The organism is Acinetobacter sp. NS-4, assembly GCF_037402435.1.
In the GTDB taxonomy this organism is placed as follows: Bacteria; Pseudomonadota; Gammaproteobacteria; order Pseudomonadales; family Moraxellaceae; genus Acinetobacter.
The window spans coordinates 1-24576 of record NZ_JBBEUE010000017.1 but is presented as its reverse complement, the minus strand read 5'-3'; the positions used below and the strand labels follow the sequence as shown (position 1 = coordinate 24576).

General features: G+C 41.9%; 25 protein-coding genes. 13 read left to right on the top strand and 12 right to left on the bottom strand.

Annotated elements, in window-relative coordinates:
• Window positions 1–155: 155 nt before the first annotated feature.
• Genes WAE57_RS12655 through WAE57_RS12645 form a run of 3 tightly spaced genes read right to left on the bottom strand, consistent with a single transcriptional unit; the run spans window position 156 to window position 3073 of the window.
• Window positions 156–1610, bottom strand: coding sequence for an NAD(P)(+) transhydrogenase (Re/Si-specific) subunit beta (locus WAE57_RS12655; protein ID WP_337710869.1), 1455 nt, complete (start codon window positions 1608–1610; stop codon window positions 156–158).
• Window positions 1611–1613: 3 nt separating this feature from the next.
• On the bottom strand, window positions 1614–1934 hold the full coding sequence (locus tag WAE57_RS12650; RefSeq protein WP_086195869.1) for a proton-translocating transhydrogenase family protein: 321 nt from the start codon (window positions 1932–1934) through the stop codon (window positions 1614–1616).
• 11 nt (window positions 1935–1945) lie between these two features.
• Window positions 1946–3073: a Re/Si-specific NAD(P)(+) transhydrogenase subunit alpha gene (locus WAE57_RS12645; RefSeq protein ID WP_301432891.1), complete on the bottom strand. Its 1128-nt coding sequence runs from the start codon at window positions 3071–3073 to the stop codon at window positions 1946–1948.
• A gap of 971 nt (window positions 3074–4044) precedes the next feature.
• Here WAE57_RS12645 and WAE57_RS12640 point away from each other — a divergent pair.
• Both WAE57_RS12640 and WAE57_RS12635 read left to right on the top strand, forming a co-directional pair.
• Entirely contained in the window at window positions 4045–4971 is a 927-nt protein-coding gene (locus WAE57_RS12640) for a DMT family transporter (protein WP_337710868.1), read from the top strand.
• Between the two features lie 187 nt (window positions 4972–5158).
• Window positions 5159–6352 (top strand): MFS transporter, encoded by a 1194-nt coding sequence (locus WAE57_RS12635; RefSeq protein WP_337710867.1) that lies wholly within the window; start codon window positions 5159–5161, stop codon window positions 6350–6352.
• A 54-nt stretch (window positions 6353–6406) separates the two neighbouring features.
• Here WAE57_RS12635 and WAE57_RS12630 read toward each other — a convergent pair whose 3' ends face one another.
• A complete protein-coding gene (locus WAE57_RS12630) occupies window positions 6407–7051 on the bottom strand; it encodes a hypothetical protein (RefSeq protein WP_337710866.1) in 645 nt (214 codons plus the stop codon).
• Between the two features lie 212 nt (window positions 7052–7263).
• Between WAE57_RS12630 and dusA the strand changes: the two genes are divergently transcribed.
• A complete protein-coding gene (gene dusA, locus WAE57_RS12625; protein ID WP_337710865.1) occupies window positions 7264–8283 on the top strand; it encodes a tRNA dihydrouridine(20/20a) synthase DusA in 1020 nt (339 codons plus the stop codon).
• A 205-nt stretch (window positions 8284–8488) separates the two neighbouring features.
• Here dusA and WAE57_RS12620 read toward each other — a convergent pair whose 3' ends face one another.
• Both WAE57_RS12620 and coaBC read right to left on the bottom strand, forming a co-directional pair.
• A complete protein-coding gene (locus WAE57_RS12620; protein WP_337710864.1) occupies window positions 8489–8869 on the bottom strand; it encodes a cytochrome b562 in 381 nt (126 codons plus the stop codon).
• Window positions 8870–9025: 156 nt separating this feature from the next.
• Entirely contained in the window at window positions 9026–10291 is a 1266-nt protein-coding gene (gene coaBC, locus WAE57_RS12615; protein ID WP_237787735.1) for a bifunctional phosphopantothenoylcysteine decarboxylase/phosphopantothenate--cysteine ligase CoaBC, read from the bottom strand.
• A gap of 113 nt (window positions 10292–10404) precedes the next feature.
• Between coaBC and radC the strand changes: the two genes are divergently transcribed.
• Both radC and WAE57_RS12605 read left to right on the top strand, forming a co-directional pair.
• Window positions 10405–11088 (top strand): DNA repair protein RadC, encoded by a 684-nt coding sequence (gene radC, locus WAE57_RS12610; protein WP_237787736.1) that lies wholly within the window; start codon window positions 10405–10407, stop codon window positions 11086–11088.
• 82 nt (window positions 11089–11170) lie between these two features.
• The gene (locus WAE57_RS12605) at window positions 11171–12082 is read left to right on the top strand and encodes a bestrophin family protein (RefSeq protein ID WP_337710863.1); all 912 of its coding nucleotides are present in this window, start codon (window positions 11171–11173) and stop codon (window positions 12080–12082) included.
• A gap of 129 nt (window positions 12083–12211) precedes the next feature.
• On the opposite strand, the gene WAE57_RS12600 is transcribed toward WAE57_RS12605, so the two are convergent.
• Entirely contained in the window at window positions 12212–13063 is an 852-nt protein-coding gene (locus WAE57_RS12600) for a PHP domain-containing protein (RefSeq protein WP_337710862.1), read from the bottom strand.
• Between the two features lie 45 nt (window positions 13064–13108).
• On the opposite strand from WAE57_RS12600, the gene WAE57_RS12595 reads away from it, so the two are divergent.
• The 4 genes from WAE57_RS12595 to mnmC all read left to right on the top strand — a co-directional run bounded on the left by WAE57_RS12595 (window position 13109) and on the right by mnmC (window position 16547).
• Window positions 13109–13723, top strand: coding sequence for a septation protein IspZ (locus WAE57_RS12595; RefSeq protein WP_086176838.1), 615 nt, complete (start codon window positions 13109–13111; stop codon window positions 13721–13723).
• A gap of 26 nt (window positions 13724–13749) precedes the next feature.
• Window positions 13750–14052, top strand: a complete 303-nt coding sequence (locus WAE57_RS12590) for a YciI family protein (protein ID WP_337710861.1) — start codon at window positions 13750–13752, stop codon at window positions 14050–14052.
• A 4-nt stretch (window positions 14053–14056) separates the two neighbouring features.
• The gene (locus WAE57_RS12585) at window positions 14057–14578 is read left to right on the top strand and encodes a hypothetical protein (protein ID WP_337710860.1); all 522 of its coding nucleotides are present in this window, start codon (window positions 14057–14059) and stop codon (window positions 14576–14578) included.
• Window positions 14579–14645: 67 nt separating this feature from the next.
• Window positions 14646–16547 (top strand): FAD-dependent 5-carboxymethylaminomethyl-2-thiouridine(34) oxidoreductase MnmC, encoded by a 1902-nt coding sequence (gene mnmC, locus WAE57_RS12580; protein WP_337710859.1) that lies wholly within the window; start codon window positions 14646–14648, stop codon window positions 16545–16547.
• Between the two features lie 112 nt (window positions 16548–16659).
• Here the strand turns inward: mnmC and WAE57_RS12575 are convergent, their stop codons facing one another.
• Entirely contained in the window at window positions 16660–16974 is a 315-nt protein-coding gene (locus WAE57_RS12575) for a rhodanese-like domain-containing protein (protein WP_237787742.1), read from the bottom strand.
• 91 nt (window positions 16975–17065) lie between these two features.
• Here WAE57_RS12575 and WAE57_RS12570 point away from each other — a divergent pair, with 91 nt between their 5' ends.
• Window positions 17066–17554 (top strand): YajQ family cyclic di-GMP-binding protein, encoded by a 489-nt coding sequence (locus WAE57_RS12570; protein WP_086176843.1) that lies wholly within the window; start codon window positions 17066–17068, stop codon window positions 17552–17554.
• 31 nt (window positions 17555–17585) lie between these two features.
• The gene (locus WAE57_RS12565) at window positions 17586–18086 is read left to right on the top strand and encodes a DUF4442 domain-containing protein (protein WP_301432878.1); all 501 of its coding nucleotides are present in this window, start codon (window positions 17586–17588) and stop codon (window positions 18084–18086) included.
• Window positions 18087–18184: 98 nt separating this feature from the next.
• On the opposite strand, the gene WAE57_RS12560 is transcribed toward WAE57_RS12565, so the two are convergent.
• The 3 genes from WAE57_RS12560 to WAE57_RS12550 are packed head-to-tail and all read right to left on the bottom strand — an operon-like array spanning window position 18185 to window position 19946.
• On the bottom strand, window positions 18185–18610 hold the full coding sequence (locus tag WAE57_RS12560; protein WP_237787745.1) for an acyl-CoA thioesterase: 426 nt from the start codon (window positions 18608–18610) through the stop codon (window positions 18185–18187).
• A gap of 1 nt (window position 18611) precedes the next feature.
• On the bottom strand, window positions 18612–19049 hold the full coding sequence (gene trxC / locus WAE57_RS12555; RefSeq protein ID WP_086176846.1) for a thioredoxin TrxC: 438 nt from the start codon (window positions 19047–19049) through the stop codon (window positions 18612–18614).
• Entirely contained in the window at window positions 19050–19946 is an 897-nt protein-coding gene (locus WAE57_RS12550; RefSeq protein WP_337710858.1) for an alpha/beta fold hydrolase, read from the bottom strand. It lies immediately after the preceding gene.
• Window positions 19947–20070: 124 nt separating this feature from the next.
• Here WAE57_RS12550 and WAE57_RS12545 point away from each other — a divergent pair, with 124 nt between their 5' ends.
• The gene (locus WAE57_RS12545) at window positions 20071–20406 is read left to right on the top strand and encodes a TIGR01244 family sulfur transferase (protein ID WP_337710857.1); all 336 of its coding nucleotides are present in this window, start codon (window positions 20071–20073) and stop codon (window positions 20404–20406) included.
• A 561-nt stretch (window positions 20407–20967) separates the two neighbouring features.
• Here the strand turns inward: WAE57_RS12545 and WAE57_RS12540 are convergent.
• Complete coding sequence (locus WAE57_RS12540; RefSeq protein ID WP_337710856.1) at window positions 20968–22950, bottom strand: hypothetical protein; 1983 nt, start codon at window positions 22948–22950, stop codon at window positions 20968–20970.
• 153 nt (window positions 22951–23103) lie between these two features.
• Here WAE57_RS12540 and WAE57_RS12535 point away from each other — a divergent pair, with 153 nt between their 5' ends.
• The gene (locus WAE57_RS12535) at window positions 23104–24477 is read left to right on the top strand and encodes a dihydrolipoyl dehydrogenase (RefSeq protein ID WP_337710855.1); all 1374 of its coding nucleotides are present in this window, start codon (window positions 23104–23106) and stop codon (window positions 24475–24477) included.
• Window positions 24478–24576: the final 99 nt, after the last annotated feature.

Below are 24576 nucleotides of genomic sequence, written 5' to 3'. Positions count from 1 at the left end.
CATAGCCTTATAAAAATGTGCCCTGCTCTGTTCTTCAATTTAATTGTTGAAAAGTCATATATTCTAGAATTAAAAAACCACCCGAAGGTGGTTTTTTAATTCTGTCTAAGCTTCTTCTTCAAAAGATCGGTTAGAGCAAGATGTGTAAATGAAGCTTAGTGACCGCCGCCGTTAATCGCTTTAGTCATGTCTTCCACAACTTTCTTGGCATCACCGAAGATCATCATGGTTTTTTCGTTATAGAACAAGTCATTGTCCAGACCTGCATAACCTGTTGCCATTGAACGCTTGATCACCATAATGGTACGCGCCTTATGTGCTTCCAGAATTGGCATGCCATAAATTGGTGAAGTCGGATCATCTTTAGCTGCCGGGTTCACTACGTCGTTTGCACCAATCACCAGTACCACGTCAGTTGCCGGGAAGTCCGAGTTGATTTCATCCATTTCCAGGATGTCTTCATAAGCCACATCAGCTTCCGCAAGCAATACGTTCATGTGACCTGGCATACGGCCTGCAACCGGGTGAATCGCAAAGCGTACTTTCACGCCTTGTTCTTTCAGGATTTCACACAATTCTTTCACGGCATTTTGTGCACGGCCTTGTGCCATACCATAACCCGGTACAATCACAACGCTGTCTGCATTAGACATCAAGAAGCCTGCATCATCTGCCGAACCAGAACGGTGATTACGCTGAACCTGTTCGCCCTTGTCACCAGAAGCAACTGCCGTACCGCCCATTGCACCACCAAACAAGACATTGATGATTGAACGGTTCATGGCTTTACACATGATGTAAGACAGAATCGCACCTGAAGAACCAACCAGTGAACCAGCAACAATCAACATATTGTTTTCTAAAGTGAAACCAATACCTGCTGCTGCCCAGCCAGAGAATGAGTTCAACAGTGACACCACAACTGGCATATCACCGCCACCGACCGGTGCAATCCATACCCAGCCAAATGCAAGTGCAAGTGCTGTCATTGCCCAGAACGAAGTCATGTCGCCTGTTAAGAAGAAGTTGATACCACAACCGAGCATTGCCAGGAAGATAATCGCCTGTACCGGTTTAACCCATGCACCCGAAATGGTTTTTGCCCATTTCTTTGCCGCCAGTTTACCGTAAGCAAATACAGAGGCTGTAAATGTGATTGCACCCACGAAGCAACCCACGAACAATTCAAATAAATGCACGCTGCTCATATGTGCATGCTGTACGCCAGCCGCCGTTAATACCGCTTCATTTTGTGCAAATAATGCAGTGAGCTGGTTGTTATGCAGAATCGCAGCAATGGCAATCAGTACCGCAGCCAAACCCACCAGTGAGTGCATTAATGCAACAGTTTCTGGCATTTGAGTCATCGGAACCGTACGTGCACGGGCAATACCGACAATTGCACCCAGCACCATCGCACCGCCAATCATCCAGACCACAGGATGATCTGCAACGAAGAAAGTGGTGATCACGGCAATTGCCATTGCAACCATACCGTAACGGTTACCTTGAATCGCTGTTTTAGGACCAGACAAACCACGTAAGGTTAAGATAAAAAGAACGGCACCAACCAGGTAGAACCAATCCGCATATTCTCGAATGAATTCCATGTCTTAGCCCTCTTTTTTCTTTTGCTTTGGCTTGAACATTTCAAGCATACGTGCAGTCACGGCGAAGCCACCAAAAATATTGATACTTGCCAGGAATACTGCGACTGCACCCAAAATACTGACCACGTTGATGCTTTGGAATTGCACATTGGCCTCAACCAAACCCGGGATGCCAACAGTCTGTAACATCGCACCCACCACAATAATAGATGACAAAGCATTGGTTACAGCCATCAATGGCGTATGTAATGCAGGGGTAACGCCCCAAACCACGTAGTAACCTACGAAGATGGCAAGGACGAAAATTGTAATCGTTTCAACCATGATCTCTCTCCTTAACCACGCTTCAGCAGCACTTGACCGCCATGAGTTACTAGAAGGGCCTTTTGAATTTCTTCTTCCGTATTGATGGCAAAGTTTTTCTCTGCATCAAACAGTGTCTCGAGGAAATTAAAGACGTTACGCGCATAAAGTGCCGAAGCTTCAGTCGCAACGGTTGCCGGGATATTTGGAATACCTAAAATGGTCACGCCATTATCAGTCACGACATTTTCGCCACATTTTGAGCCTTCCACGTTACCGCCAGATTCAACTGCCATATCCAGGATGATTGAACCCGGTTTCATTTTGGCAACCGTTTCAGCACGAATTAAACGCGGTGCATCACGGCCCGGTAAAAGTGCAGTGGTAATCACGATGTCAGCATTGGAAACGGCTTTATCGACAATCGCTGCCTGGTCTTTGATGTATTGCTCACCTGGCATCCATCCATAACCGTTTTTAGCAGCATCAGCAGCTTTCTGTTTTTCTTCATCCGACATCGGCACGTCTAACCATTTACCGCCCAGCGATTCTACCTGGTCACGTGCAGTTGGACGTAAATCGGTTGCTTCTACCACAGCACCCAAGCGTTTCGCTGTTGCAATCGCTTGTAGACCTGCAACACCGACACCCATAATCACCACACGGGCCGGTTTTACCGTACCGGCTGCAGTCATCAGCATTGGGAACATGCGCTGGTATTCTGCCGCAGCCAAAAGTACCGATTTATAACCGGCCAGGTTAGCTTGAGAAGACAACACATCCATGTTTTGCGCACGGGAAAGCGTACGAGGCAAAAGCTCTAATGCAAATGCAGAAACCTGCTGTGATGCAAACTGATCAAGTTCAGTGTTGCGATACGGGTCAAACATCGCAATAACTGCAGTATTTGGAGCAAGCTTTTGAATTTCGTCACCTTTAGGCGCACGAACTTTCAAAATAATCTGACTGCCGGTATAGGCATCATCCGTAATTTTGGCACCGACCTGTTCATATGCACTGTCAATATAAGCGGCTTTTACACCCGCTCTACGTTCAATGACCACTGTATGACCAGCACTGATCAACTTCTTTACTGTTTCTGGCGTTGCAGCCACACGACTTTCACCGACAACAGTTTCAGTTGGGATTCCGATCTGCATGAGCGTTCCTCAAGCTAATTTTTCTTAAGTAAACATTGCGGTGAGCAATGTTTCCCCCTAAATGCATTTTTGTTGAATTTTTGGATTCTAATTGAACTTTTTTAAATTACCACCCAATATTTATTTAATAAATACCCATATTTTGAACTGATGATTCATAAAAATAATAGTTTCATATAGGATTCGTCGGTTTTACTTTCATTTTAGCTCGTCTTCATGACTTTAAATGCCAGCCTGAAAAAGCCATTAATCTTTATCTTGACCTTTCCGTTCATCATTTCCAGCTGGCTTGTCCCACAAAATTGATCTTTCTGACATTCTTCCTTTAATCAGAATTTAAATAAGTACCCAGAAAGTTGCTTGATTTACTTATCGACTGATTAAATTTAAATAATTTTCTCCCTCTTTATTAGCCAGGATGACATCTTGAATGGGCTTGTTCCCTTAAAAAATAAGCGATTGCCTATCTTGTTTTGCCTAAATCAAGTCTGGAGCGGCATATCAGAAAAAATGCTGATTTTCCTTATTTTTATGTTTTTTTGTTATTTAATGCTTATTCGCCCTAAGTCTAAGGCAATTAAAAAAATAAATTAAAAAAAATTTTACAGCCATTTCGCTTGATGATGTTTTACGCTGGATTTGTCTCAATTCAACATGTTTTGCACAAATTTAGTGCAAAAATTTATTTTTTATACTCATCTTCTTGTTTTTATTAATTTTAAAAGAATAGGCATAGTGAGATAAGGTTTCTAAATAAACGCGTTTGAATAAAATTTAGACAAAAAAAACTCACTTTCCAGAGAAGCCAAGCCAGCTGTCAGTAACCTCTAGAAAATAGCTCTAAGCATCAATCATTCCAAATTGGAATTATAATTCGCATCTTTTTGCATTTAACCTCGGGGCTTAAAAACTTTATAATTCAACTTTGTCTCGATCTTCTTCAGATCAGAAGCCCTAATCAAGCAGGTAAAATGAAACCGACTCTAAGCCAAATACAATTAGGTTCATTATTTGCGATTGGTGCTGCGTTCCTGTTTAGTACCAAAGCCATTTTTATTAAGCAAACTTATGCATTGTCACCCTTGGTCGATGGCACGGTGCTGATGGCTTTGCGCATGACCAGTGCCTTACCGTTTTTTTTAATGCTGTGCTGGTTCAACCGTCATCATAATAAAGAGCTGGCAGCGAAAGACTGGGGGCTATTGGTTGTTGCAGGGCTGATGGGGTACTACTTTTCAAGCTGGCTGGATTTTGTCGGTCTGATGTATATCAGTGCCTCACTGGAACGGATTATTTTATTTCTCTATCCCACCCTAACGGTTCTGGCTTCCAGTGCCATTTATAAGCAGAAACTTAGTCTGAAAAGTATGCTAGCCATCGCCTTAAGTTACGGCGGTACGGTCATTGTGATGTTGCAGGAACAAAGCAACGTCGCGCATGAAGGCCATTTCTGGCTTGGGGTCAGTCTGGTCTTTGCCAGTGCGGTATGTTTTGCCGGGTACTTATTGCTTACTCCACGACTGATTCAACGTTTTGGTTCATGGAATTTTACCGGTTTGGCACTGAGTATTGCCTGTATAGGCACCTTAACCCATTACATGATTGCCACGCCGCAGCCTTTGCTGTTACTCACCCAACTCCCCGTCAGTGTAATTTGGTACGGCATTGCCTTAGGCCTTCTGGTAACGGTTTTACCGACGGTACTGATGGCACAGAGTATTGCCCGGCTGGGTGCTGCACAGTCTGCCATGATTGCTTCGATTGGCCCGATTCTGACCATTATCTTGGCCACCATTTTTCTAGGTGAGCATTTAAATGCTATTCAATGGCTGGGCTGCGTGCTCAATATTATTGGGGTGATGATGATTACCCTATCGAAAAAGAAATTCTCGCATTAATTTTTTATCATTCCCAAATTCAAGCCAGTCAGGCCTAAAACTACGGCTGGCAAAATAGCCCTAAACAAGCCAGCGAAAGACTGCTTTTCCAAAGATTTGTGCCTTCAGATTAATGTGCTTGCTATACTCTGCATGTACATTGCAATCCGAGCAAGCTTCGCCTGCCTGAAATAAAACAAGGACTGTTATGAAGACTTCTTTCGACATCAGCCAAGATAAATCTTTGCTTTGGCTGATGGCCATGGCCTGTGGTCTATGTGCGGGAGCCAACTATTACTGCCAGCCTTTAATCCATTCCATTCAGCAAGATTTTCATGTGGCTGAATCACAAGTGGCCTTAACCGTTACTTTTGCCCAGGTGTCTTATGCCCTTGGGCTGCTGTTTATTGTGCCGGTAGGTGACATCGTCAATAAAACCAAATTCATTCCGCTATTGATGTTTTTGGCCGCCCTTGGTTTATTGCTCTGTGCCTTTGCCATCAACCTGCCGATGCTTTGGCTGGGAACCATTATCGCAGGCTTGTTTTCTGTTGCTGCACAGGTCCTGATTCCCTTAGCCACCATGGCAGTCAAACCGGAAAAAACCGGTGAAGTGGTCGGATTTCTAATGAGCGGGCTTTTAGTCGGTCTGCTACTCTCTACCAGTCTGGCCGGCTTGCTCTCGAATTTATTTCACTGGAAACTCATTTATGTGGTCAGTGCACTGTTGATGCTGCTCTTGGCTTTCCTGCTTAAAAGCAGGCTTCCCCATATTCCGACCTTAAACATGAGTTATGCCAAAATTTTTAAATCTATGGCGGTTTTACTAAAACAGGAACCGCGCTTGGGTTTACGCTCCCTGATTGGCGCTTTTATTTTTGCAGCCATGAGTACCCTGTTTTCCACTATTGCCGTTTTACTCAGTTCCGAGCCGTTTCATTTATCCGATGTACTGGTCGGTGTGGTGACGTTAATTGGTGTGTTTGGGGCATTATCGACCACTAAAATTGGCAAGATTGCCGATCGTGGCCATACCCTCGCACTGACATGGATCGGTCTGTCACTGCTGATGATCAGCTGGCTGTTTTTCTATATTGGCGGACAGGCTTTATGGGGCTATGTTGTGGGTTACGGCATTATCAGCCTGGGTTTGACCGTGGTGCATACCAGCAATCAAAGTATTATTTTCCGCTTGCATCCAGAGGCAAAATCCCGAATTAATTCCATCTACATGACTGCTTATTTTATTGGTGGAGCTTGTGGTTCGGCACTTGGCGTTTATTCATGGCATCATGGAGGATGGAACATGACCTGTATTGCAGGATTGAGTCTGGTGTTCTGCGCGGTCTTTTTTGCATTTCTGGATATGCGTTATCACGCTCGCAAAGCTTCTCTTTCATAAAAAGCTGCTCTTGAAACAGCCTTTTATCTTGGGGCTTATTGCAAATCACTACTCTTAAGAGACTTGCACGACAGGATAAAATGGTTTGCCCAAATCCAGCGTTTTGGCATTTTCCAGAAGTATAAGCATGAACATGGGTAACAATGCCGCCAAGATATTGCAGGCATCCTGTAATTGCCGACGATTGACCGAGCTATTATAGGTGGCCCCGCCATGAATCATCTGATTACGCAAGGTATAAAGACGATTAAAAACAACAAATAAAATATCTACCGAAGCTTTTTCCTGTAAGGCTTTATGGACTTTCTTCTTTTCCTGTTCAAAATCTTCTTTCCAGCTGCACTGGCTGATTTTCTGATTTTGATAATCCCAGAAACCCTGATACACATAGGGATTTTCTAACAGCAGGCGGATGGGATGGCTAAATTTATCCCAAAGAATATGATAGATTTTATGTTCCTGATCTTTCTGGCAGATTAAATACAGGAACTGTCGTAATGTTTGTTTGTCTTGATTCAGCGCGGCATCCTGCGCATAAATGGCATTGAATGAAATCCACAGACTCATGAATTTAAGATCAAGGTCGCTATCTAATTCTAGCGATTTTTTCAGCCAGCTTAAGCCACGATGAATTCTTAGGTTTAAATAATCAGAATGCTCGGCCTTTTTACTTTTAAAGATTTCTTCCAAAAGCATCATTTTAAGTTCTCATACTTTATTATTCTTCTAATTAAACATACTCATTTTTATAATATTTACAATATAAAGAAGTGGTTACACAGTCACTTTTTACTGAATAATCAATATACTAAAAACTCACTTATTTTTTAGTTTTCGATCCTGTGTTGTTGCTTTGAGCAGAAAGAACGTATAATCCGCGCTCCGGTTTTTCATCATTTCAGGTTTACGCCATGACTGCTCTCCAATCTTTACAACCTCGCATTTCGGTCGCGCCGATGATGGATTGGACCACTCGTGACTACCGTTTTTTTGCCCGCCTGTTTAATCCGAATATCATTATGTACACCGAAATGATCACTACCGGTGCCATTCTCTTTGGCGGTGCAGAACGTCATTTGGACTACAACCATGAAGAACACCCGATTGTGTTACAGCTTGGGGGTTCCAATGCTAAAGACTTGGCCACCTGTAGCAAAATGGCGCAAGACTGGGGCTATGATGAAATCAACCTGAATGTGGGTTGCCCCAGCGACCGCGTACAAAACAATAAAATTGGTGCATGTTTGATGGCAGAGCCTGACCTAGTTGCTGAATGTATTGCTGAAATGCGCAATGCGGTCGATATTCCTGTGACGGTCAAACACCGGATTGGCATTGATGACATGCAGTCTTATGAAGAAATGCTGCATTTTGTCGATACCGTGGCCAAAACCGGTTGTGACAACTTTATCGTGCATGCGCGTATTGCCTTGTTACAGGGTTTATCGCCTAAAGAAAACCGCGATGTTCCGCCTTTGCGTTATGAAGATGTCTACCGTTTAAAACAGGAGCGTCCGAACCTGCTGATTGAAATTAACGGTGGAGTAAAGACCTTGGCTGAAACGCAAGAGCACTTAAAACATGTCGATGGCGTGATGATTGGCCGCGAAGCTTATCACAACCCTTACCTGTTAGCTGAGCTTGGACAACTGTGGAATCTGCAAGCGCCTGACCGCTTTGATATTATGGCGCAAATGATGCCCTATATTGCCAAACGTATGGAAGAAGGTGCGCCGCTTTCCATTATCACCCGTCATATTTTAGGGTTGTTCCAGAACTTGCCGGGTGCGCGTAAATGGCGCCAGGCCTTAAGCGGTGGCAATGCCAAAACTTTAAAAGATGTGGAAACGGCATTAATCAATATTCAGGAAGCGATGCAGCGTACTGAAGAATATTTGAAAGAAAATCAGGGTGATCTGGCTTCAAATTGATTGCAAGCGTCCTTATGAGCAACAATGCCAGTCTATTCAAAAATAGGCTGGCATTTTTTTGAATCTTGATTTTTAGCTTTTTATATCGCTAGCAGAAGCCAGTCTTGCACAGTTCCATATAACAAGCACTGAATGAAAAAGAAGCAATAACTGGCTTAATCTAATGCTTAGTATTCATCGCCTTAAACGACGAATATGCATAAAATCATTGACGATTATAAATAGCATGGCCCTGATCTTTCACCGCAGCAATTTTTTTGCCTTCCAGTTTAGCTTGATCCAATTTACCTGCCTGCACCAATGTTCTGGTCTTATCAATCTCGACCACTAATTGATCAAACAAAGCATCTGAGCTTGGTGCTTTCGCATCGTTGGTTTTTAAGTCTACTTTTTTAGAGTCTAAGGCTGCAGTTTTCATATTATCCAGCGCTTGCAGTGCATCTTGCTGATTTTTGGCCTTATTAAAAGCTTTAAAGTTTTTAGAGAGGGTTTGCATATTATGTTCAAGAGCACCGTGTGCAAAACTCAGGCTGCTGGACGATAAAGCAATGGAAAATATTACTGCGGATAAAGTTTTTTTGATCATGTTGATGATGTCCTGTGAAAGATCCATTTAAAAACTGTGGTTATTATTGCGGTTTAAATTGTTCTGAACATTTGTGTTTTAAGCATTAAACATAGTGTAAATCCTATAAAAAATGCAACGGATTCGTTGCATTTTAATGAATAACTTCAGCTTTATTTAAACCGGCTCTATTTCGTGTTGCAAGGCATCATGAATCGCTTCCACCAGCTGCTGGGCAATTTCCTGTTTTGAGGCTTTTTCCAGATCACGCTTCTGCATTTGATACTGCTCGGCAAAGAACACAATCATGGCATTTTCATCAGAGGCAAAACCAATATCAGGCCGTGATACATCATTGCAGGCAATCATATCCAGTTTTTTAGCCACCAGTTTTCCTGCTGCATATTCTTCAACATTCTGGGTTTCTGCAGCAAATCCAACCATAAAGGGACGTTTTTGTTGCTGGGCAATGGTCGCCACAATATCCGGGTTTTTAATTAAAGCCACATTCAGCTCATCACCGGCTTTCTTGATTTTATGCTCAGCCACTTCTGCTACGCGATAATCTGCCACTGCAGCCGTTGCAATAAAGATATCGCAACCTTCATCCAGCATCTGCATACTGGTTTCCAACATTTTTACCGCAGATGACACATTGATACGGCGCACACCATTCGGCGTGTCTAAGCTGACCGGGCCTGCAATCAGGGTTACTTTGGCACCGGCTGCATAGCAGGCAGCGGCTAAGGCAAAACCCATTTTACCAGTACTGTGGTTTGAAATATAACGGACCGGATCAATCGCTTCACGGGTGGGACCTGCGGTAATCACCACATGTTTACCCGCCAGCATGCCAAATTTTTCGGCAATCGCACGCTGTGCCTTGTGGAAATATTCAGTCACTTGTCGTGCTAAATCTTCCGGCGCAGGCATACGCCCTAAACCAATATCGCCACAGGCCTGTGAACCAGCATCCGGCATAATCACATGCACGCCATCTTCCACCAAGGTATTCAAATTGCGCTGCGTCGCTTTGGCTGCCCACATTTGCTGATTCATCGCAGGTGCTACCCAAACCGGTGACTTGGTCGCCAGATATAGGGTACTTAACAGATCATCGGCCAAACCGTTAGCAAATTTCGCCAGAGTGTCACAACTTGCTGGCGCAACCAGCAATAAATCGGCCCAACGCGCCAATTCAATATGCCCCATGCCTGCTTCAGCTTCCGGATTAAGCAATTCAGTATGCACCGGATTTCCCGACAGGGCCTGAAAGGTCAGCGGAGTAATAAAAGCCTGTGCTCCATGAGTCATCACTACACGGACATTAAAGCCTGCATCTTTTAAACGACGGACCAAAATGGCACTTTTATATGCCGCAATACCACCAGTTACCGCTAAAACAATGTTTTTATTTGGAATCACACTCAAATCGAAGCTCACGAACAGGCTACCTTTCTGTTGCAGTGGCGCTCACAATAGCATTAAATAAAGTCATACCCAAGTCAGCGACTCGGGGTAATACCCCTCACTAATAATAAAAAAGTCTAAAAACAATGAATTTATCGATCAAACACTGGCCTGAACAGGAACGTCCACGCGAAAGGCTGATTCAACAAGGCGCAGCTAGCCTGTCAGATGCAGAACTGCTGGCCATCTTTTTACGCTCCGGCTCTAAGCAACATTCTGCCGTAGAACTTTCACGAATGTTATTGCAGCATTTTGGCGGGCTTAATCCTATTTTTGATGCCGATCTTCAGGATTTGAGCCAGTTCCATGGTATCGGTGCCAGCAAATATGCCCAACTGATTGCGGTTAAGGAGTTGGGGCGGCGCTATATTTCAGCACATTTGCAGCAGGAGAAAATTGAACTGAATAATTCAAAAACCTTGCTGGATTTTTTGAAATTTGAATTACTGGGTGAAAAGCAGGAAGTTTTTGCCGTACTTTGCCTCGATCCGCATTTAAGAAAAATAAGCTTTAAAAAAATGTTCTATGGCTCACTTAATTCGTGTGAAATTTCTACAAATCAATTACTTCGTCATGCCATCAATCAACATGCCAGTAGCATCGTGATTGCGCATAATCATCCTTTGGGTATGCCACAGCCATCCAATACCGATATTGAACTTACCCAGCGTATTTTAACGGCCTGTCAATTATTGGAAATCAAACTGATTGATCATTGTATTGTATCGCCGGAAGGATCCTGCTCATTGGCTGAACTGGGACTGATTTAAGCTGCACAAATAATTGTAACAAATATTGACAACAGCCCGACTAACATTGAAGATCAACAAAAATTTTGCTGATACTAATAACATGATTGTTCGTGATCAACCTAGCATATTCAAGCTGCTCTTTTCCTGGCGTGGAACGATTCTGCCCAAGGTTTTGCCGCCTTTAGGTGTGGTTATGCTGATCTCCGCAGTGATTGGCGGACTGTCTTATATTGGTTATTTTCATTTTCCGGAACTTCCCTTGGTGGGCTTCACCTTAATTGGGGTAGTGCTGTCCATTTTTCTCGGTTTTAAAAATACCGCCTGTTATGATCGCTGGTGGGAAGCACGTAAACTTTGGGGCATGCTGATTGCCAATGCCCGGCATTTTGACCGTGACTGCCGCATGTTCAGTCAAGGACGCCGTGAACGGATCATCCAGCATGTCATTGTGTTTGCCAATGTATTGCGTGATCGTTTACGTCATCAAACGGCCAATCCCCTAGCTTTGGTGGAAACCAGCGGCATGAGCCCACAGGCTTTAACCCAGCTTTACCAGCAGGCCAATGCACCGCAATACACCTTGAGCTTGATTCAATGGGAATTGATGCAGGCGCTGAAAGAAGGTGAAATTTCCGATATTATTTATACCCAGATGAACCAGCATGTGGCTGAATTGAGTCTGGTTCAAACCGGTTGTGACCGTATTGCCACCACTCCTCTGCCTTTTGCCTATTCGGTGCTGCTGAATCGTACCGTGTATTTTTTCTGTTTTATGCTACCGTTTAGCCTGGGTTCAACCTTGGGTTTGGCGACGCCTTTAATGGTCGGTATTTTGGCTTATACTTTTCTGGGTCTGGATGCTTTAAGTTCAGAAATCGAAGAACCGTTTGGTACCCAAAGCAATGACCTGCCGCTAGATTCATTGGTACGCACCATCGAGATTGAATTATTGAGCACCTTAGGTAAGCCGACCCCGCCACCTATTCAGGCACAAGATAATAATCTGCTTTAGACCCTCATCCCCTTGCGGAATATATTCATCATCCCAGAGGGAGAAGGAGCTTTTATCCTTTCTAAATTTTAATAATGGATATCTCCTCTCCTTCTAGGAGATGAGAAGTGCCACTTCGCAAGGGAGAGGTCAAACAAAACTCTCCCAAATACCCACTTGCCCTTCTTTAACGCGCGGAATATTACCCAGCTTGATCCACGGCATATTGTCCCCATGAAAATCGCTGCCCACAGATACCTTTAGACCAAACTGTTCAATCATCCGATCCACCATTTGACGGGTTGAAGCCGGCTCAATCGCGGGTGGAAGCTCTATGGCATCCCCACCAAACTTGGCAAAAATTTCGATCAGGTAGCGGATATTGGTGGCAGACAGGTCATAACGGGTAGGATGAGCCAAGACAGCAAATCCAGCACTTTGATGAATCACCTGAATGGTTTCCTCTAAACCCAAGCCATCAAATTTTACATAGGCTTTTTTGCCTTCTTTAATATATTTATCGAAGGCCTGTTGTGGACGGCTCACATAACCTTTTTCTACCAAAGTTTTGGCAATATGCGTTCGGGTAATCCTGTCTGCAACACCCTCCACTTTGGCAATCACATCGGCGTAAATATCTTCACCAATCAACGGAATCAGCAAATCGCAGATCTGTCTGGCGCGAATCGCCCGAATCTGTTTTTGTTGTTCCAATAAGGCCAGCAAAGGTTGCGGATTTTGCATATTCAGCGCAACAACATGTACAGCATAGTTTTTCTTGGTTGCCGGACGTGACCATTGGCTGGAAATTTCCACGCCAGAAATAATCTTTAGCGGTAAATCTAATGCAACTTTTTCAGCTAATTTTAAGCCATCCATGCTATCGTGGTCCGTCAGCGCAAGGGTATGAATGCCTTTTTCTATGGCTGCATGCACAAGTTGTTCTGGAGACAAAGTTCCATCAGAAATATTACTATGTGTATGTAAATCTACGCCTTGCATAACTTATACTATGTCATTTATTTGATCAGATTTAGATACTCTAACATGAAAGCACTTTTAGACTTTGTGCCACTCATTATTTTCTTTTATTTATATAAAACTGTTGATCCAAAGGATACCGAGCATCCGCTATTACATTTGATCGGTTCGGCGGGAGGTATTGATAATAACAACATTTTGGTGGCTACCGCGGGTCTGATCCTCTCAATGCTGGTGGTGTATGGCATTCTATTTATCAGCCAGAAATTCCGTTTAGAAAAACAGCAATGGATTGTGCTGTTTATGACTGTCATTTTTGGTGGTATCACCTTAATGCTGAGCGATGATTTTTATATCCGTTTAAAAGCCGCACTGTTGAATCTGGTCTTTGCCGGTGCTTTCCTGCTTTCGCCTTATTTTACCAAAGATAAAAATCCGTTGATTCAGCGTTTATTTGGCCCTATTTTCAATTTAACGGCTAAAGGCTGGAAAAATTTAAACTTCGCATGGGCTGGAATGTTTGCGTTCATGTCGTTCTTGCATGTTTTCTTCGCATTTATATTTGCCCATGGAAAATATTGGGGCGAATTTACCGCATTTGGTGACATGATTGTGATGTTTTCCTTTATCATTATTCAGTTTATTGTCTTGCGCAAACATTTTAAGTCGCCTGAAGCCTAATTCAGGTCAACTGATCGAGAAAGAATATGCCTTTATTCGTGGTAACTTGTACTGATAACGAAGGTACAGTCGAAAAACGTCTAGCTACACGTCCACAACATTTGGAACGTCTGCAAAAATTAAATGATGAGGGTCGTTTAATTGTGGCAGGTGCGATGCCTAAAGATCCAGGCAATCCACAAGCAGGTTTTTATGGCAGCACGATTATTGTTGACTTTGAAAACCGTGACGCTCTAGATGCATGGCTACAAGATGAGCCTTTCTTAAAAGAAGGCGTATATGGTCATATTGATGTGAAACCTTTTAATAAAGCTTTCCCTCAAGGATAAAATCATGCGTGTTGTAGTTTCAAGCTTATTGGGTTTCTCTTTAATCTGTTCAACAGCTTGGGCAGTAGAACCTGCTCCTGCTCCGACACCTGCTGTAGCCCCTGCTGCTCAAGCAACGACTGCAACACCATCTGCACAGACCCAAAAGCCACAAACTTTAGCTGCAAATAAACCGGGTACTGTTCCTGCTGCCAATCTGGATGTCAATGGTTTACCCCAGGAAGCCAAACCTCTAACCGCAGAGCAACTTGCAAAAAATAAAGCAGTGCAAGATGCCAAAGTAAAAGCACTAGTTAAAGATCAAGCCACACGTTTACAGCAACTGGAAAAAGCCAATTTAGATGCCTTGTCGCAGAACCAGGAACTGCAATTGAAAAATGACAGTTTGGGTGTTCAGGTGCAAGTATTGCAAAGCGAGCGTAGCGCACAAATGTTTTTATACGGTGCAGCAACGATTGCGGTTGGTGTATTGCTGGGCTTCCTGATTGCAAGTTATGTGTACACCAAACGTCGTCGTCAGTGGTAATTGTGGTACTGACTGCTGTATTGAGTTTATTGCGTTCTTACTGATTCTTTTAAAGGTAATTTAGGTTTTGTCTAGCCGCATTCAAACTGCCGATCTGGATTGGCAACAGGTGGAAGGAATTGATGTTCCCGTTTCCAAACAGTTCGGAGACGTTTATTTCTCTAAGGATAATGGCTTGCTTGAAACACGGCATGTGTTTCTAAATGGCAACGATTTATCTACCCGTCTGGCAAAGCTGAGTGACTTCGAATATTTCTGTGTCGGTGAAACCGGTTTTGGTACAGGCTTAAATATTCTGGCCCTGTGGCAGCTTTGGCAACAGGTTCGCCCAGACAATCATAGCCATCTACATGCCATTTCTGTGGAAAAATTCCCCCTAAGCAAAGATGACCTGATACGTGCCCTCAATGCATGGCCGGAACTCAAACCCTTAGCTGAACAGTTGATTGCCCAATATCCTTTGCCGATTGCGGGTTGTCACCGATTGTCTTTCCCTGATGAGCGTTTTAGCCTGGATTTATGGCTAGGAGATGCACATGATGTCTTTCCCGTCGTGGAAAAAACGGCAGCAGTCAACGCATGGTTTTTAGATGGCTTTGCCCCATCTTGTAACCCGGATATGTGGGAAGAAAACGTTCTCAACAATATTGTGCGTTTATCGGATATAGGGACGACATTCGCTTCATTCAGCGTTGCCGGCGTACTGAAACGCGGCCTGAAAAATCACGGTATTTCTATTGCACGTCCGCGCGGTTTTAAGCATAAGCGTGAAATGCTTAAAGCCATCTGGAATGCGCCTGAAGATCAGGTTGAATCTTGCAATGATTTAAATTCCACTGAAAAACAAACTGAACTAAGCGCTGCGATTTTTAAACAGCGCCAGATTGCGATTATTGGCGCAGGAATCGCAGGTTTAAGCTGTGCCTGGGCATTTGCTCAGCGTGGCCATCAAGTGACAATCTATGACCAGATAGCACCTCTTTCCGGTGGGTCTGGCAATCCTTTGGCCTTGCTCAATCCGAAACTGTGCCCGATTGAACAAAGTTCAGATCATTTAATGACTTTAGCCTGGCAGCATGCATTAAATCATTATGCAATCTTTAAAGCTTTCCGCCCGATTCAGGTGAGCCAATTGGCGCTGAAAAATGCCGATGAATTGCTCGGTCTTGCACAGCAGTATCCTAAAGGCATTCTTCAAGCGGAATCCGCCACAGACAGTATTCTAAGCACTGAATCGCCCAGTCTCAATTTATTACAGGCCGGTGCTGTTTCGCCGCATCAATTAGCTGAGCAAATTCTCAAACATCCTTTAATCCAATATCAGCAGGTAGAAGTCACCGAAATCAAACAGGCGAATTTGGTGAATCTATTCGATGCTACACAGCAACTATTGGGTGAATTTGATCATGTGATGGTTTGTGCTGCACGACAAAGCCAAAATTTCTTTGAGCATTTCCCTGTACTAAAACCCATTCGAGGTCAGGTCAGTTGGGTCAACAATTCTGCACAGCCCTTAGACTATAAACAGGCCTATAGTTATGGCGGCTATTGCATGCAGCTAGATGCAAATCATCTTATTTTAGGGGCGTCATTTTTTCCGAATCGCGATGATGATGAAGTGCTACTAGAAGATCATGTGCATAACCAAGAACTTATCCACAGTGTCTTTCCTGAATATAGCAAAACTTTAGCACCCGTGGACAGCTGGCAAGGCCGTGCTTCAGTACGTGCACAAACTCAGGATTACTTTCCTGTCGTAGGTCAGGTAAAAGATGATCAGCAGATCTATACATTGACGGGTCTGGGTTCGAAAGGATTTTTATTTGCGCCACTGTGCAGTGAAGTTTTGGCCGCTCAGGTGTTGGGCGAAGCTTGCCCAATTTCATCGACTTTACTGAAAAAACTCAGTGCCAGACGTTTTGAAAAGAAAGTGAAAGTGAAGAAGCCTTATTTTAAGCCTAATCTTTAATTCTTCCTTGGTCTTTAACAAGAGAAATTCCCTCTCTAGGAGAAGATTAAGAAGAGGAAACTTTCTATTTGCCAATAAAAAAGCGCCTTTCGGCGCTTTTTTCACAAGATGATTATGCATCTTGTTCTAGTGGCATGCCTGCATCACGAGCAGCGCGAGTACCGCCCATCAGAATGACATATTCACGTGAGCTATCCAGACCCTCTAACTTCTCAGCTGCACGTGGAGCTTTACTACCACCACCGCATAAAATGTAAATAGGCTGATCCGACTCCACCTGAGTTAAGCTGTTTGCACTCAAGCCATCAATGGGCTGATTTACAGCACCTTTAACATGACCTTCAGCAAAGGCTTTTGTATCACGAACATCCCAGATAACTGCATTTTCTGGGAACTCAAATGTTGTAATTTCTTGTTTACGGATCATTGTGCACTCCTTTGATGTAAACAACACTTGGCAAATGAAGAAAACATCCCTAGCATCTCAGATATTCTTTCCCTTTGTAAAGGTCTAAACCATGCCTTCTTTCGATATTGTATCTGAATTAGAAATTTTTGAAGTAAATCATGCTGTTCAAAACACGCAAAAAGAAATTGCAACCCGTTTTGACTTCCGCGGACAAGACGTTTCTATTGAACTCAATGAAAAAAACAAAGAAATCAAAATCAGTACTGAAAGCGATTTCCAATGTGAACAAGTCTATAGCATGCTGGAAAATCATTTCTTTAAACGTAAAGTCGATATTCAGGCGCTTGATCCACAGAAAATGACCGCTTCTGGCAAAAATGTGATTCAGGTAGTCAAGCTTAAAGATGGCCTTGACTCTGATACTGCAAAAAAAATTAATAAAGCCATTAAAGAAAGCGGCATTAAAGTGCAGTCTTCAATTCAAGGCGACAAAATTCGTGTAACTGATAAAAAGCGCGATACTTTGCAACAAGTGATGGCATTTTTAAAAGAACAGCAATTTGGTGTGCCTTTGCAGTTTAACAACTTTAAAGACTAATGCTGTAATGCAATAACAGCCGAGAAACTTCATGACACCGACCAACCGCTTATCTAAACTGGTAAAAGTAACCTCTAAATTACCTCAGGGCATCCGCAGTAGACTGTGGAGCAAAGTATTTGGTCGGGTCGTGCCGATGGTCGGTAGTGCGCAGATTCGCTATCTGGAAGTCAGTCATTCCAAAGTGGTGGTCAAGATTGAAAACCATCGTGCCATGCAAAATCATATTGGTCAGGTGCATGCCTGTGCCATGGCACTGATTGCTGAAACCGCTACCGGTTTTGTCACTGGAATGAATGTTCCTGACTCCTGTATTGTGCTGATCAAAAGTTTAAAAGTTGATTTTAAACGTCCAACCAAAGGTGCGATGGTTGCAACTGCCACATTAACGGATGAGCAGCAAAAACTGATGCAAAGCACTGAAAAAGGCGAAACGCTGGTAACAGTCCATGTGACAGATGAATCAGGTGAACAACCGATTCAGTGTGAAATGCTTTGGGCTTGGGTATCCAAGTCACATTTAAAGAACTAATTTAATCTTAAAAATTTACAACCATATCAATGTATTTCTAAATACCAGACCATTAATATGATAAAAAGCCCAATCATGATTGGGCTTTTTATTTCGAATTATTTTACGGGTTGTGATGCCTGATATTTTTGTTTGACCTCATCCGGAATTTGACGCTTTGCACCTTTTACATCTACTGCAACAAAGGTAAATACGCCTTCGGTTACGCGAATAGGTTCACGTGAATCATCATGGCTATCCCACACTTCAATCTGCATTTGAATAGAAGTATTACCCACTTTTAAAATCTTGGTATAACAACTAATCACATCACCGACTTTGACTGGAACCAGAAAAGTCATCTGATTAATCGAAATGGTTGCACAGCGTCCTTTACTAAAACGTTCTGCGTGAATTGCACCTGCCAAATCCATTTGTGAAACAATCCATCCACCAAAGACATCACCACTCCAGTTGGTATCTGCTGGCATCGCAATTGTTTGAAGGGAAAGCGTTCCTTCCGGTTTTACATGAATATCTGACACGTTAACTCCCAGTATTGGCATTTAAATGTTGATCTAGCCACTGTTGTAGCTCTGTAGATCGTAGCGCACCACTTATTCTACCAATTTCATTGGTTTTATTCATCAAAACTAAAGTGGGAATACTGCGCACGCCAAAAGCACCACTGAGCTGAGGTGATTCCTCGGTATTGATTTTTGCAAAAATCACTTTGGGATTCTGTTTTGCGACCTGTTCAAAATGGGGAGCCATCATCTTGCAGGGACCGCACCATTCTGCCCATAAATCAATGAGTACAGGTAATTCACTGTGGGTGACAAAGTTACTAAAATTGTGCTCATTCAATTCAATGGGAGCCAGAGGAAGAAGCACTTGGTGACACTGACCACAGTTTGGATTGGCTTCTAGTTTATCTTCAGGTACTCGATTTCTAGCACCACACGCAGGACATACAATAATCATTTAGCTCACTCCAATATGTTGATGTAAAAATTCTAATTGGGTTGATATGGCTTTTTCAAACCATTGACCATGATAGATATCAAAATGCTGCATATCCCATTCATGGTATTGTACATAAGGTGCAATATTGGTTGCCGTTTCACGACTGGATTCAATCGGAATCAGGCTATCTAGTTTGGAAGCAATAAATAAAACAGGCACACTAATTTTACGAACATCCTGAATAGGACGATAACGGATCAGATTGAAAAAAACGCGTGCTGGAATCTCACCACTCCAGAAATAATCCGGGTTAACTATAGATAAATATCCCTCATAACTATCTGCTGTAGGCATAAAGCATAAGCCTTTTCTGTCCACAACAGGTAATGTTTTGGGGGACATTCCTACTTTCGCGCCCATATAGTCCTGACTTGATATTTTTAATGCTTTCGGGAGTTGTTGTAAAGGATAAAGCTTGGCGCTTTCTGTACCATCAACAAACGGCACCTGTACCATAACGGCCTGGACATTTTTCAATTCTGCTGCCAGATTTAAAGCATAGCCTCCGCTTAAGGAGGTTCCCCAAAGCACAATGCGTCGCGGGTCAATTGATTTTCGCTCTAATACATGCGCAATCATGGTGCGCCAATCTTCTAATTGAGATTGAATCGATACCAATTCACGTGGGCGACCTGTGCTCCCACCCCAATAACGATAATCAAACAATACCACTGCATAACCCGCTTGAGCAAAACGCTTGGCATACTGAACCAGTTTAAATTGACGCAAGGCCGCCAAACCATGCGCCATAATAATGACAGCAGGCTTATGTTCAGTTTTGGGACGGTAAAAATCTGCAGCAATAACCTCTTTCCCACTATTTACATAAAGTGGTTCAACTGTATAGGAATGCATACGCGCTCCATTGCGTTATTTTATGGTTGTAATCGCTTATAAAAATTTCAACAGATTAAGCTCCAGTTTCAGCTTAATGCTATCATAAAGCATAAATCTATTTAACGAATTATGGAGTGACGAAATGAGTGAAAATGTCGGCTTTGCAGGTCAAATCACCCCGGAACAGGTAGCACAAGTTGCTGAGAAAGGTTTTAGATCGATTATAAACAACCGTCCGGATATGGAAGGTGGTTCAGAGCAACCTACAAGTGCCCAAATTGAAGAAGCTGCGCGCAATGCAGGTTTAGATTACGTTTTCCAACCTGTCGTTGCGGGTCAAATTACTGAAGTCGATGTACGTACATTTGCAAATCACTTTAATGAACTTCCAAAACCTGTATTGATGTTCTGCCGTACCGGAAATCGCTCAAATAATTTATATCAAATCGCAAAACAAATGGATTTATTGGATGACTAAGCACGTTGTTGACCGTGCTTTTTTAGTTTCATTTTGACCTTTAATGCCGAGTTGTTTATATAACCTATTGATTCAATCTGTAGGTTAAGCTTTTCTGGCGGTATTAGGAGGTCAAATGACAACAGATCAATTTGAATTTTTTAAGATTTTAAGTCTATCACTTCACATCCGCCTGATGAGTGATAAGGCTATTTGGCTTCATTCCATCAATTAAGACCTATTGTTGAACAATTGCTTATCAGCGTTATTTACTCCCCCGTTACCGATAGTAAAATTTTTAAAACAGACGAGGGTGGAATTTGTCGAATATGATTATGGGCTTACAAAACCTATATTAATGATAGATCGAAGTGGCACTTGCTCTTACCTATTATTTAATGAAGCAAAATTAGGATTGTTCTATGAATAAAATAATTGTTCTATTTCTTATTTCATGTGTCATTGTGGGATGTAGCTCAATGAATGTTCGGCCTACGGTTGGGGTGAGTGCAGGCACTTCTATTTAATATACTTTAAATAAAAAACAGCGCCAAAGCGCTGTTTTTTGTACAAATATAATTTCTATTGATAATCTACATAAATCGTTGATACTTTACTATCTGGCGAAGAAACAGAAACTTTCAACGTATCTCCTACCGCACATTCTTTTAGACGATAACCATAATAAGTTTGGGTACTGTTTTTAAAAGTTGTTGGCGCTTTAAGGTCGAATACGCTTGCAACCGGTGAACTTCCACTTGCCAGCTCTGCAGTACAAGCTAAATTATTATTTTTTGTATTATCTTCAGGTGTAACACTTATTGTTGTACCTGTTGGCATAGGTACACTTTGAGCACTATTTCCATACATATTAAAAGACAATAAACTTCCACTCGCATTCACATTGGTAAAAGTTGGTGTATTTTCAGCAAATGCAAATAAAAGCTGCTGACGAATTACGCCATCTAAGTTGTTATCACATGTCCCTACAATATTCGGCTGTATAATTTTGGAAGGCGCGCATGTTGCCCCACTTGCACCACGCTTATACAAATATTCACCTAAGTTAGCACTATAAAGGTTATCTTCATTATCATCACGGAAAAAATCACCAATATTGCTAAGTAATGTATCTATACCAACAGTATAAATATTATCACCATCTTGATCACGGAAGGATTTATCACCCTCTACATAAGCCAATACAGTCACACGGTTATCTAAAGGACGAGGATTTTGAGTAATCAAAGTCACTGAACACTGGCCATCTTTAGATGAACAATTAGGCGTAATACTTCCGCCTTCCGCAACAAAGCTAATGACCGTTCCATCTGGAACTTTATTACCATTACGATCTGCCATTCTTGCTGTAACAATAGCACTATCACCATCAATAACATTTTGTAGTGAGTTCTTAGATACCGATAAACTTAAACCATCCTGAGTTACACGTCCTGTAGAAATGGCTACATTCTTAGATAAAGCGGATACATTAGGGTTAGATACCAAAGTCGCTTTGATCTCAACTGGACCTGGTATATTTCCAGGATATAATGTTACAAGTACTTTACCAGCAGGATCACTTTTAATCGTTTTTACAGCACGATTACCTAATACAACAAAACTTAAATCTATAGGTGCACGTAAAAGTTCAATACTCACATCTTTATTTGCAGCTGGAATACCATTTGCATAAAGTGTAAATTCAATTTGACCCGATGATGCGGAACCACTGCTTTTAATTCCCAAATTTATTGCATCAGAAGTATAAACCAAAGAGTTTGCTTCAATTGCAGCTATATCCACCTCAATTGTTTTCGCTAGGATATTGGAACCCATAGCAGTAATCGTTTGCTTACCTTCACATAATTTACCAGCTGCATCTATAGCTCTATAGGCTGTAGTAACATCACCTTGGTTAGACGATATAACGGTAGCAGGTTCAAATGTACCGCAACTTGCAGAGAAATTTACAGTAACATTATTTTGATTAACTCCACTTTGGTTCTTTGTTTTTAACGTAATATTAGTAGAACCACCAGATTCAAGCATTGTATTTGCAGCACTTAAATTGTCTAATGTAATATTAAGTGATTGCAATGAAAATGGTATTTCTTTTGCCGCAACAGTCTTACCATCATAATCTGCATTAGCTGAAATTTTATAAGCACCGTTTGTATTATTATTTTCCGGGATAACAGAAATGGTAGCTTCACCATCAGAATTGGTTAACACAGCACTATTAGAAGTGCCAAAAATGACACCACCTGTAGCTGTAAAAGTTACTAATGCGCCACTGATGCCATGACCTGATTGATCAGTAACTTTTACTTTCGCTGTTACACCTTCCGAGGTAATGACTTGAGTAATATTTCCATTTGAATCAATTAATTGAATAGTACTAATATTAACAGATTTTACTTCTTCGCCTGTGCTAGGATTCGAAGCATTACCTGAACTAGAACCTTGCTTATTAAAATACCCCTCACTACCACCACCACCACAACTTGCAAGTAAAACAGCCAAAGCAACTGTAGATAATTTTAAACTAATATTTTTACTCATGAATATCCCCGGAACCCTCAAAAATTTTAGAGCTTGTTCTTAATTAATATTGCGTGATATGTAATCATAGTTAGTACTTTATGTAAACAAAAGCATGATAAATGTTTTACCGTGTTAACCTAAAAATATGATAAAAAAGTGAGCCATTTCACAATGTATGACCTAATTATTATCGGTGCTGGCACTGCCGGAATCGCTGCTTATCAAGAAGCCATTAAATACACTCAAAATATTCTTATTGTTAATGATGGCCCGTGGGATACCACCTGTGCCCGTGTCGGCTGTATGCCAAGTAAAGTTCTTATCTCCGCTGCAAATCGTATGCATGATATCCAAAATGCCAACTTGGTCGGGCTGAATGTTAAAGCTGAAATTAATACATCTCAAGTAATGCATCATGTTCGAATGCTTAGAGACCATTTTATAAATGCGACACTCAAAAATGTAAATAGCTGGGCAACTGAACATAAAATATCGGGACAAGCTCAATTCGTTAATCAAAATACGATAATAGTAAACGGTCAGGAATATCAGTCTAAAAGTTTTATCGTAGCTGTAGGCTCTACCCCAACCTTCGATTCCCAGTGGAAAGAACAACTCTGTGATCGACTCATCACATCCGATCAAATTTTTGAATTAGAAAAATTACCCCAGTCTTTGGCAGTCATCGGTAGTGGAGTGATCGCTATTGAATTAGCACAAGCCATGCAAAGATTAGGTGTCAAAACAACCGTTTTTGCTCGTAGTCGTAAAGTTGGAGCATTAAGCAGCCCAGCTCTGCAAAAATTAGCCCAAGATGAAATCAGTAAAAATTTGAATATTAAATTCGAAACATTACCGACTACAGTACAGCGTGGTACTCAGGAAGTTATTATTAAATTTGAGGAAAATAATCAACCTCAACAACTTAATGTGGAATATCTCTTGGTTGCAACAGGTCGTAAAAGTTATTTAGATACATTGCTATTAAATAATATTGATCATACATATACCGATCTTAAAAAACTTCCAGTTAACAGTAAAACCAAACAGCTGGGAGATTATCCTATTTTCATTACAGGTGATGCACATACCAACACCCCTATTCAACATGAGGCAGCACATGAAGGACGTCAGGCTGTACACAACTGTTTAAACTATCCTACAATCAAAAGCTTAAAAACACTCACACCTTTAGCTATCGTATTTAGTGCACCAGAAATGGCAATCGCAGGACAAAGTTTTAAACAACTTAGCGATGCAAAAATTGAATTTGTCACCGGCATGGTTTCCTATGAAAAACAGGGTCGTGCTTTAGTGCTAGCTAAAAATAGTGGTGCTATTGAAGTGTATATCGATCAATCTTCACGCAAGCTTTTGGGTGCAGAATTATTTGTAGAAGCTGCGGAACATATGGCTCATATGCTGGCATGGATGATTTCAGAAGATTTAACCGTAGATGAAATTTTAGATAAGCCTTTCTATCATCCAACTTTAGAAGAGGGTTTAAGAACGGCACTAAAGCATGCTAGAAGACACTTAAACTAAATAATAAAGAAGTTGATTCACACTAAAAAAGCCCCTATTAATTAGGGGCTTTTTTATTACTTTGGTGATATTTTTCTAGTTTTATCTTTCCGATGTGCA

Bases quoted from the DNA above. Each gene is read 5' to 3' on its own strand.
- WAE57_RS12620 (WP_337710864.1), bottom strand. From the start codon at position 8,869: ATGATCAAAAAAACTTTATCCGCAGTAATATTTTCCATTGCTTTATCG.
- WAE57_RS12650 (WP_086195869.1), bottom strand. From the start codon at position 1,934: ATGGTTGAAACGATTACAATTTTCGTCCTTGCCATCTTCGTAGGTTAC.
- WAE57_RS12550 (WP_337710858.1), bottom strand. From the start codon at position 19,946: ATGCATTCCTATACAGTTGAACCACTTTATGTAAATAGTGGGAAAGAG.
- WAE57_RS12565 (WP_301432878.1), top strand. From the start codon at position 17,586: ATGACACCGACCAACCGCTTATCTAAACTGGTAAAAGTAACCTCTAAA.
- WAE57_RS12535 (WP_337710855.1), top strand. From the start codon at position 23,104: ATGTATGACCTAATTATTATCGGTGCTGGCACTGCCGGAATCGCTGCT.
- radC (WP_237787736.1), top strand. From the start codon at position 10,405: ATGAATTTATCGATCAAACACTGGCCTGAACAGGAACGTCCACGCGAA.
- trxC (WP_086176846.1), bottom strand. From the start codon at position 19,049: ATGATTATTGTATGTCCTGCGTGTGGTGCTAGAAATCGAGTACCTGAA.
- WAE57_RS12540 (WP_337710856.1), bottom strand. From the start codon at position 22,950: ATGAGTAAAAATATTAGTTTAAAATTATCTACAGTTGCTTTGGCTGTT.
- WAE57_RS12630 (WP_337710866.1), bottom strand. From the start codon at position 7,051: ATGATGCTTTTGGAAGAAATCTTTAAAAGTAAAAAGGCCGAGCATTCT.
- WAE57_RS12600 (WP_337710862.1), bottom strand. From the start codon at position 13,063: ATGCAAGGCGTAGATTTACATACACATAGTAATATTTCTGATGGAACT.
- WAE57_RS12645 (WP_301432891.1), bottom strand. From the start codon at position 3,073: ATGCAGATCGGAATCCCAACTGAAACTGTTGTCGGTGAAAGTCGTGTG.
- WAE57_RS12655 (WP_337710869.1), bottom strand. From the start codon at position 1,610: ATGGAATTCATTCGAGAATATGCGGATTGGTTCTACCTGGTTGGTGCC.
- WAE57_RS12585 (WP_337710860.1), top strand. From the start codon at position 14,057: ATGCGTGTTGTAGTTTCAAGCTTATTGGGTTTCTCTTTAATCTGTTCA.
- WAE57_RS12545 (WP_337710857.1), top strand. From the start codon at position 20,071: ATGAGTGAAAATGTCGGCTTTGCAGGTCAAATCACCCCGGAACAGGTA.
- WAE57_RS12640 (WP_337710868.1), top strand. From the start codon at position 4,045: ATGAAACCGACTCTAAGCCAAATACAATTAGGTTCATTATTTGCGATT.
- WAE57_RS12605 (WP_337710863.1), top strand. From the start codon at position 11,171: ATGATTGTTCGTGATCAACCTAGCATATTCAAGCTGCTCTTTTCCTGG.
- WAE57_RS12575 (WP_237787742.1), bottom strand. From the start codon at position 16,974: ATGATCCGTAAACAAGAAATTACAACATTTGAGTTCCCAGAAAATGCA.
- WAE57_RS12595 (WP_086176838.1), top strand. From the start codon at position 13,109: ATGAAAGCACTTTTAGACTTTGTGCCACTCATTATTTTCTTTTATTTA.
- WAE57_RS12570 (WP_086176843.1), top strand. From the start codon at position 17,066: ATGCCTTCTTTCGATATTGTATCTGAATTAGAAATTTTTGAAGTAAAT.
- WAE57_RS12590 (WP_337710861.1), top strand. From the start codon at position 13,750: ATGCCTTTATTCGTGGTAACTTGTACTGATAACGAAGGTACAGTCGAA.
- WAE57_RS12635 (WP_337710867.1), top strand. From the start codon at position 5,159: ATGAAGACTTCTTTCGACATCAGCCAAGATAAATCTTTGCTTTGGCTG.
- dusA (WP_337710865.1), top strand. From the start codon at position 7,264: ATGACTGCTCTCCAATCTTTACAACCTCGCATTTCGGTCGCGCCGATG.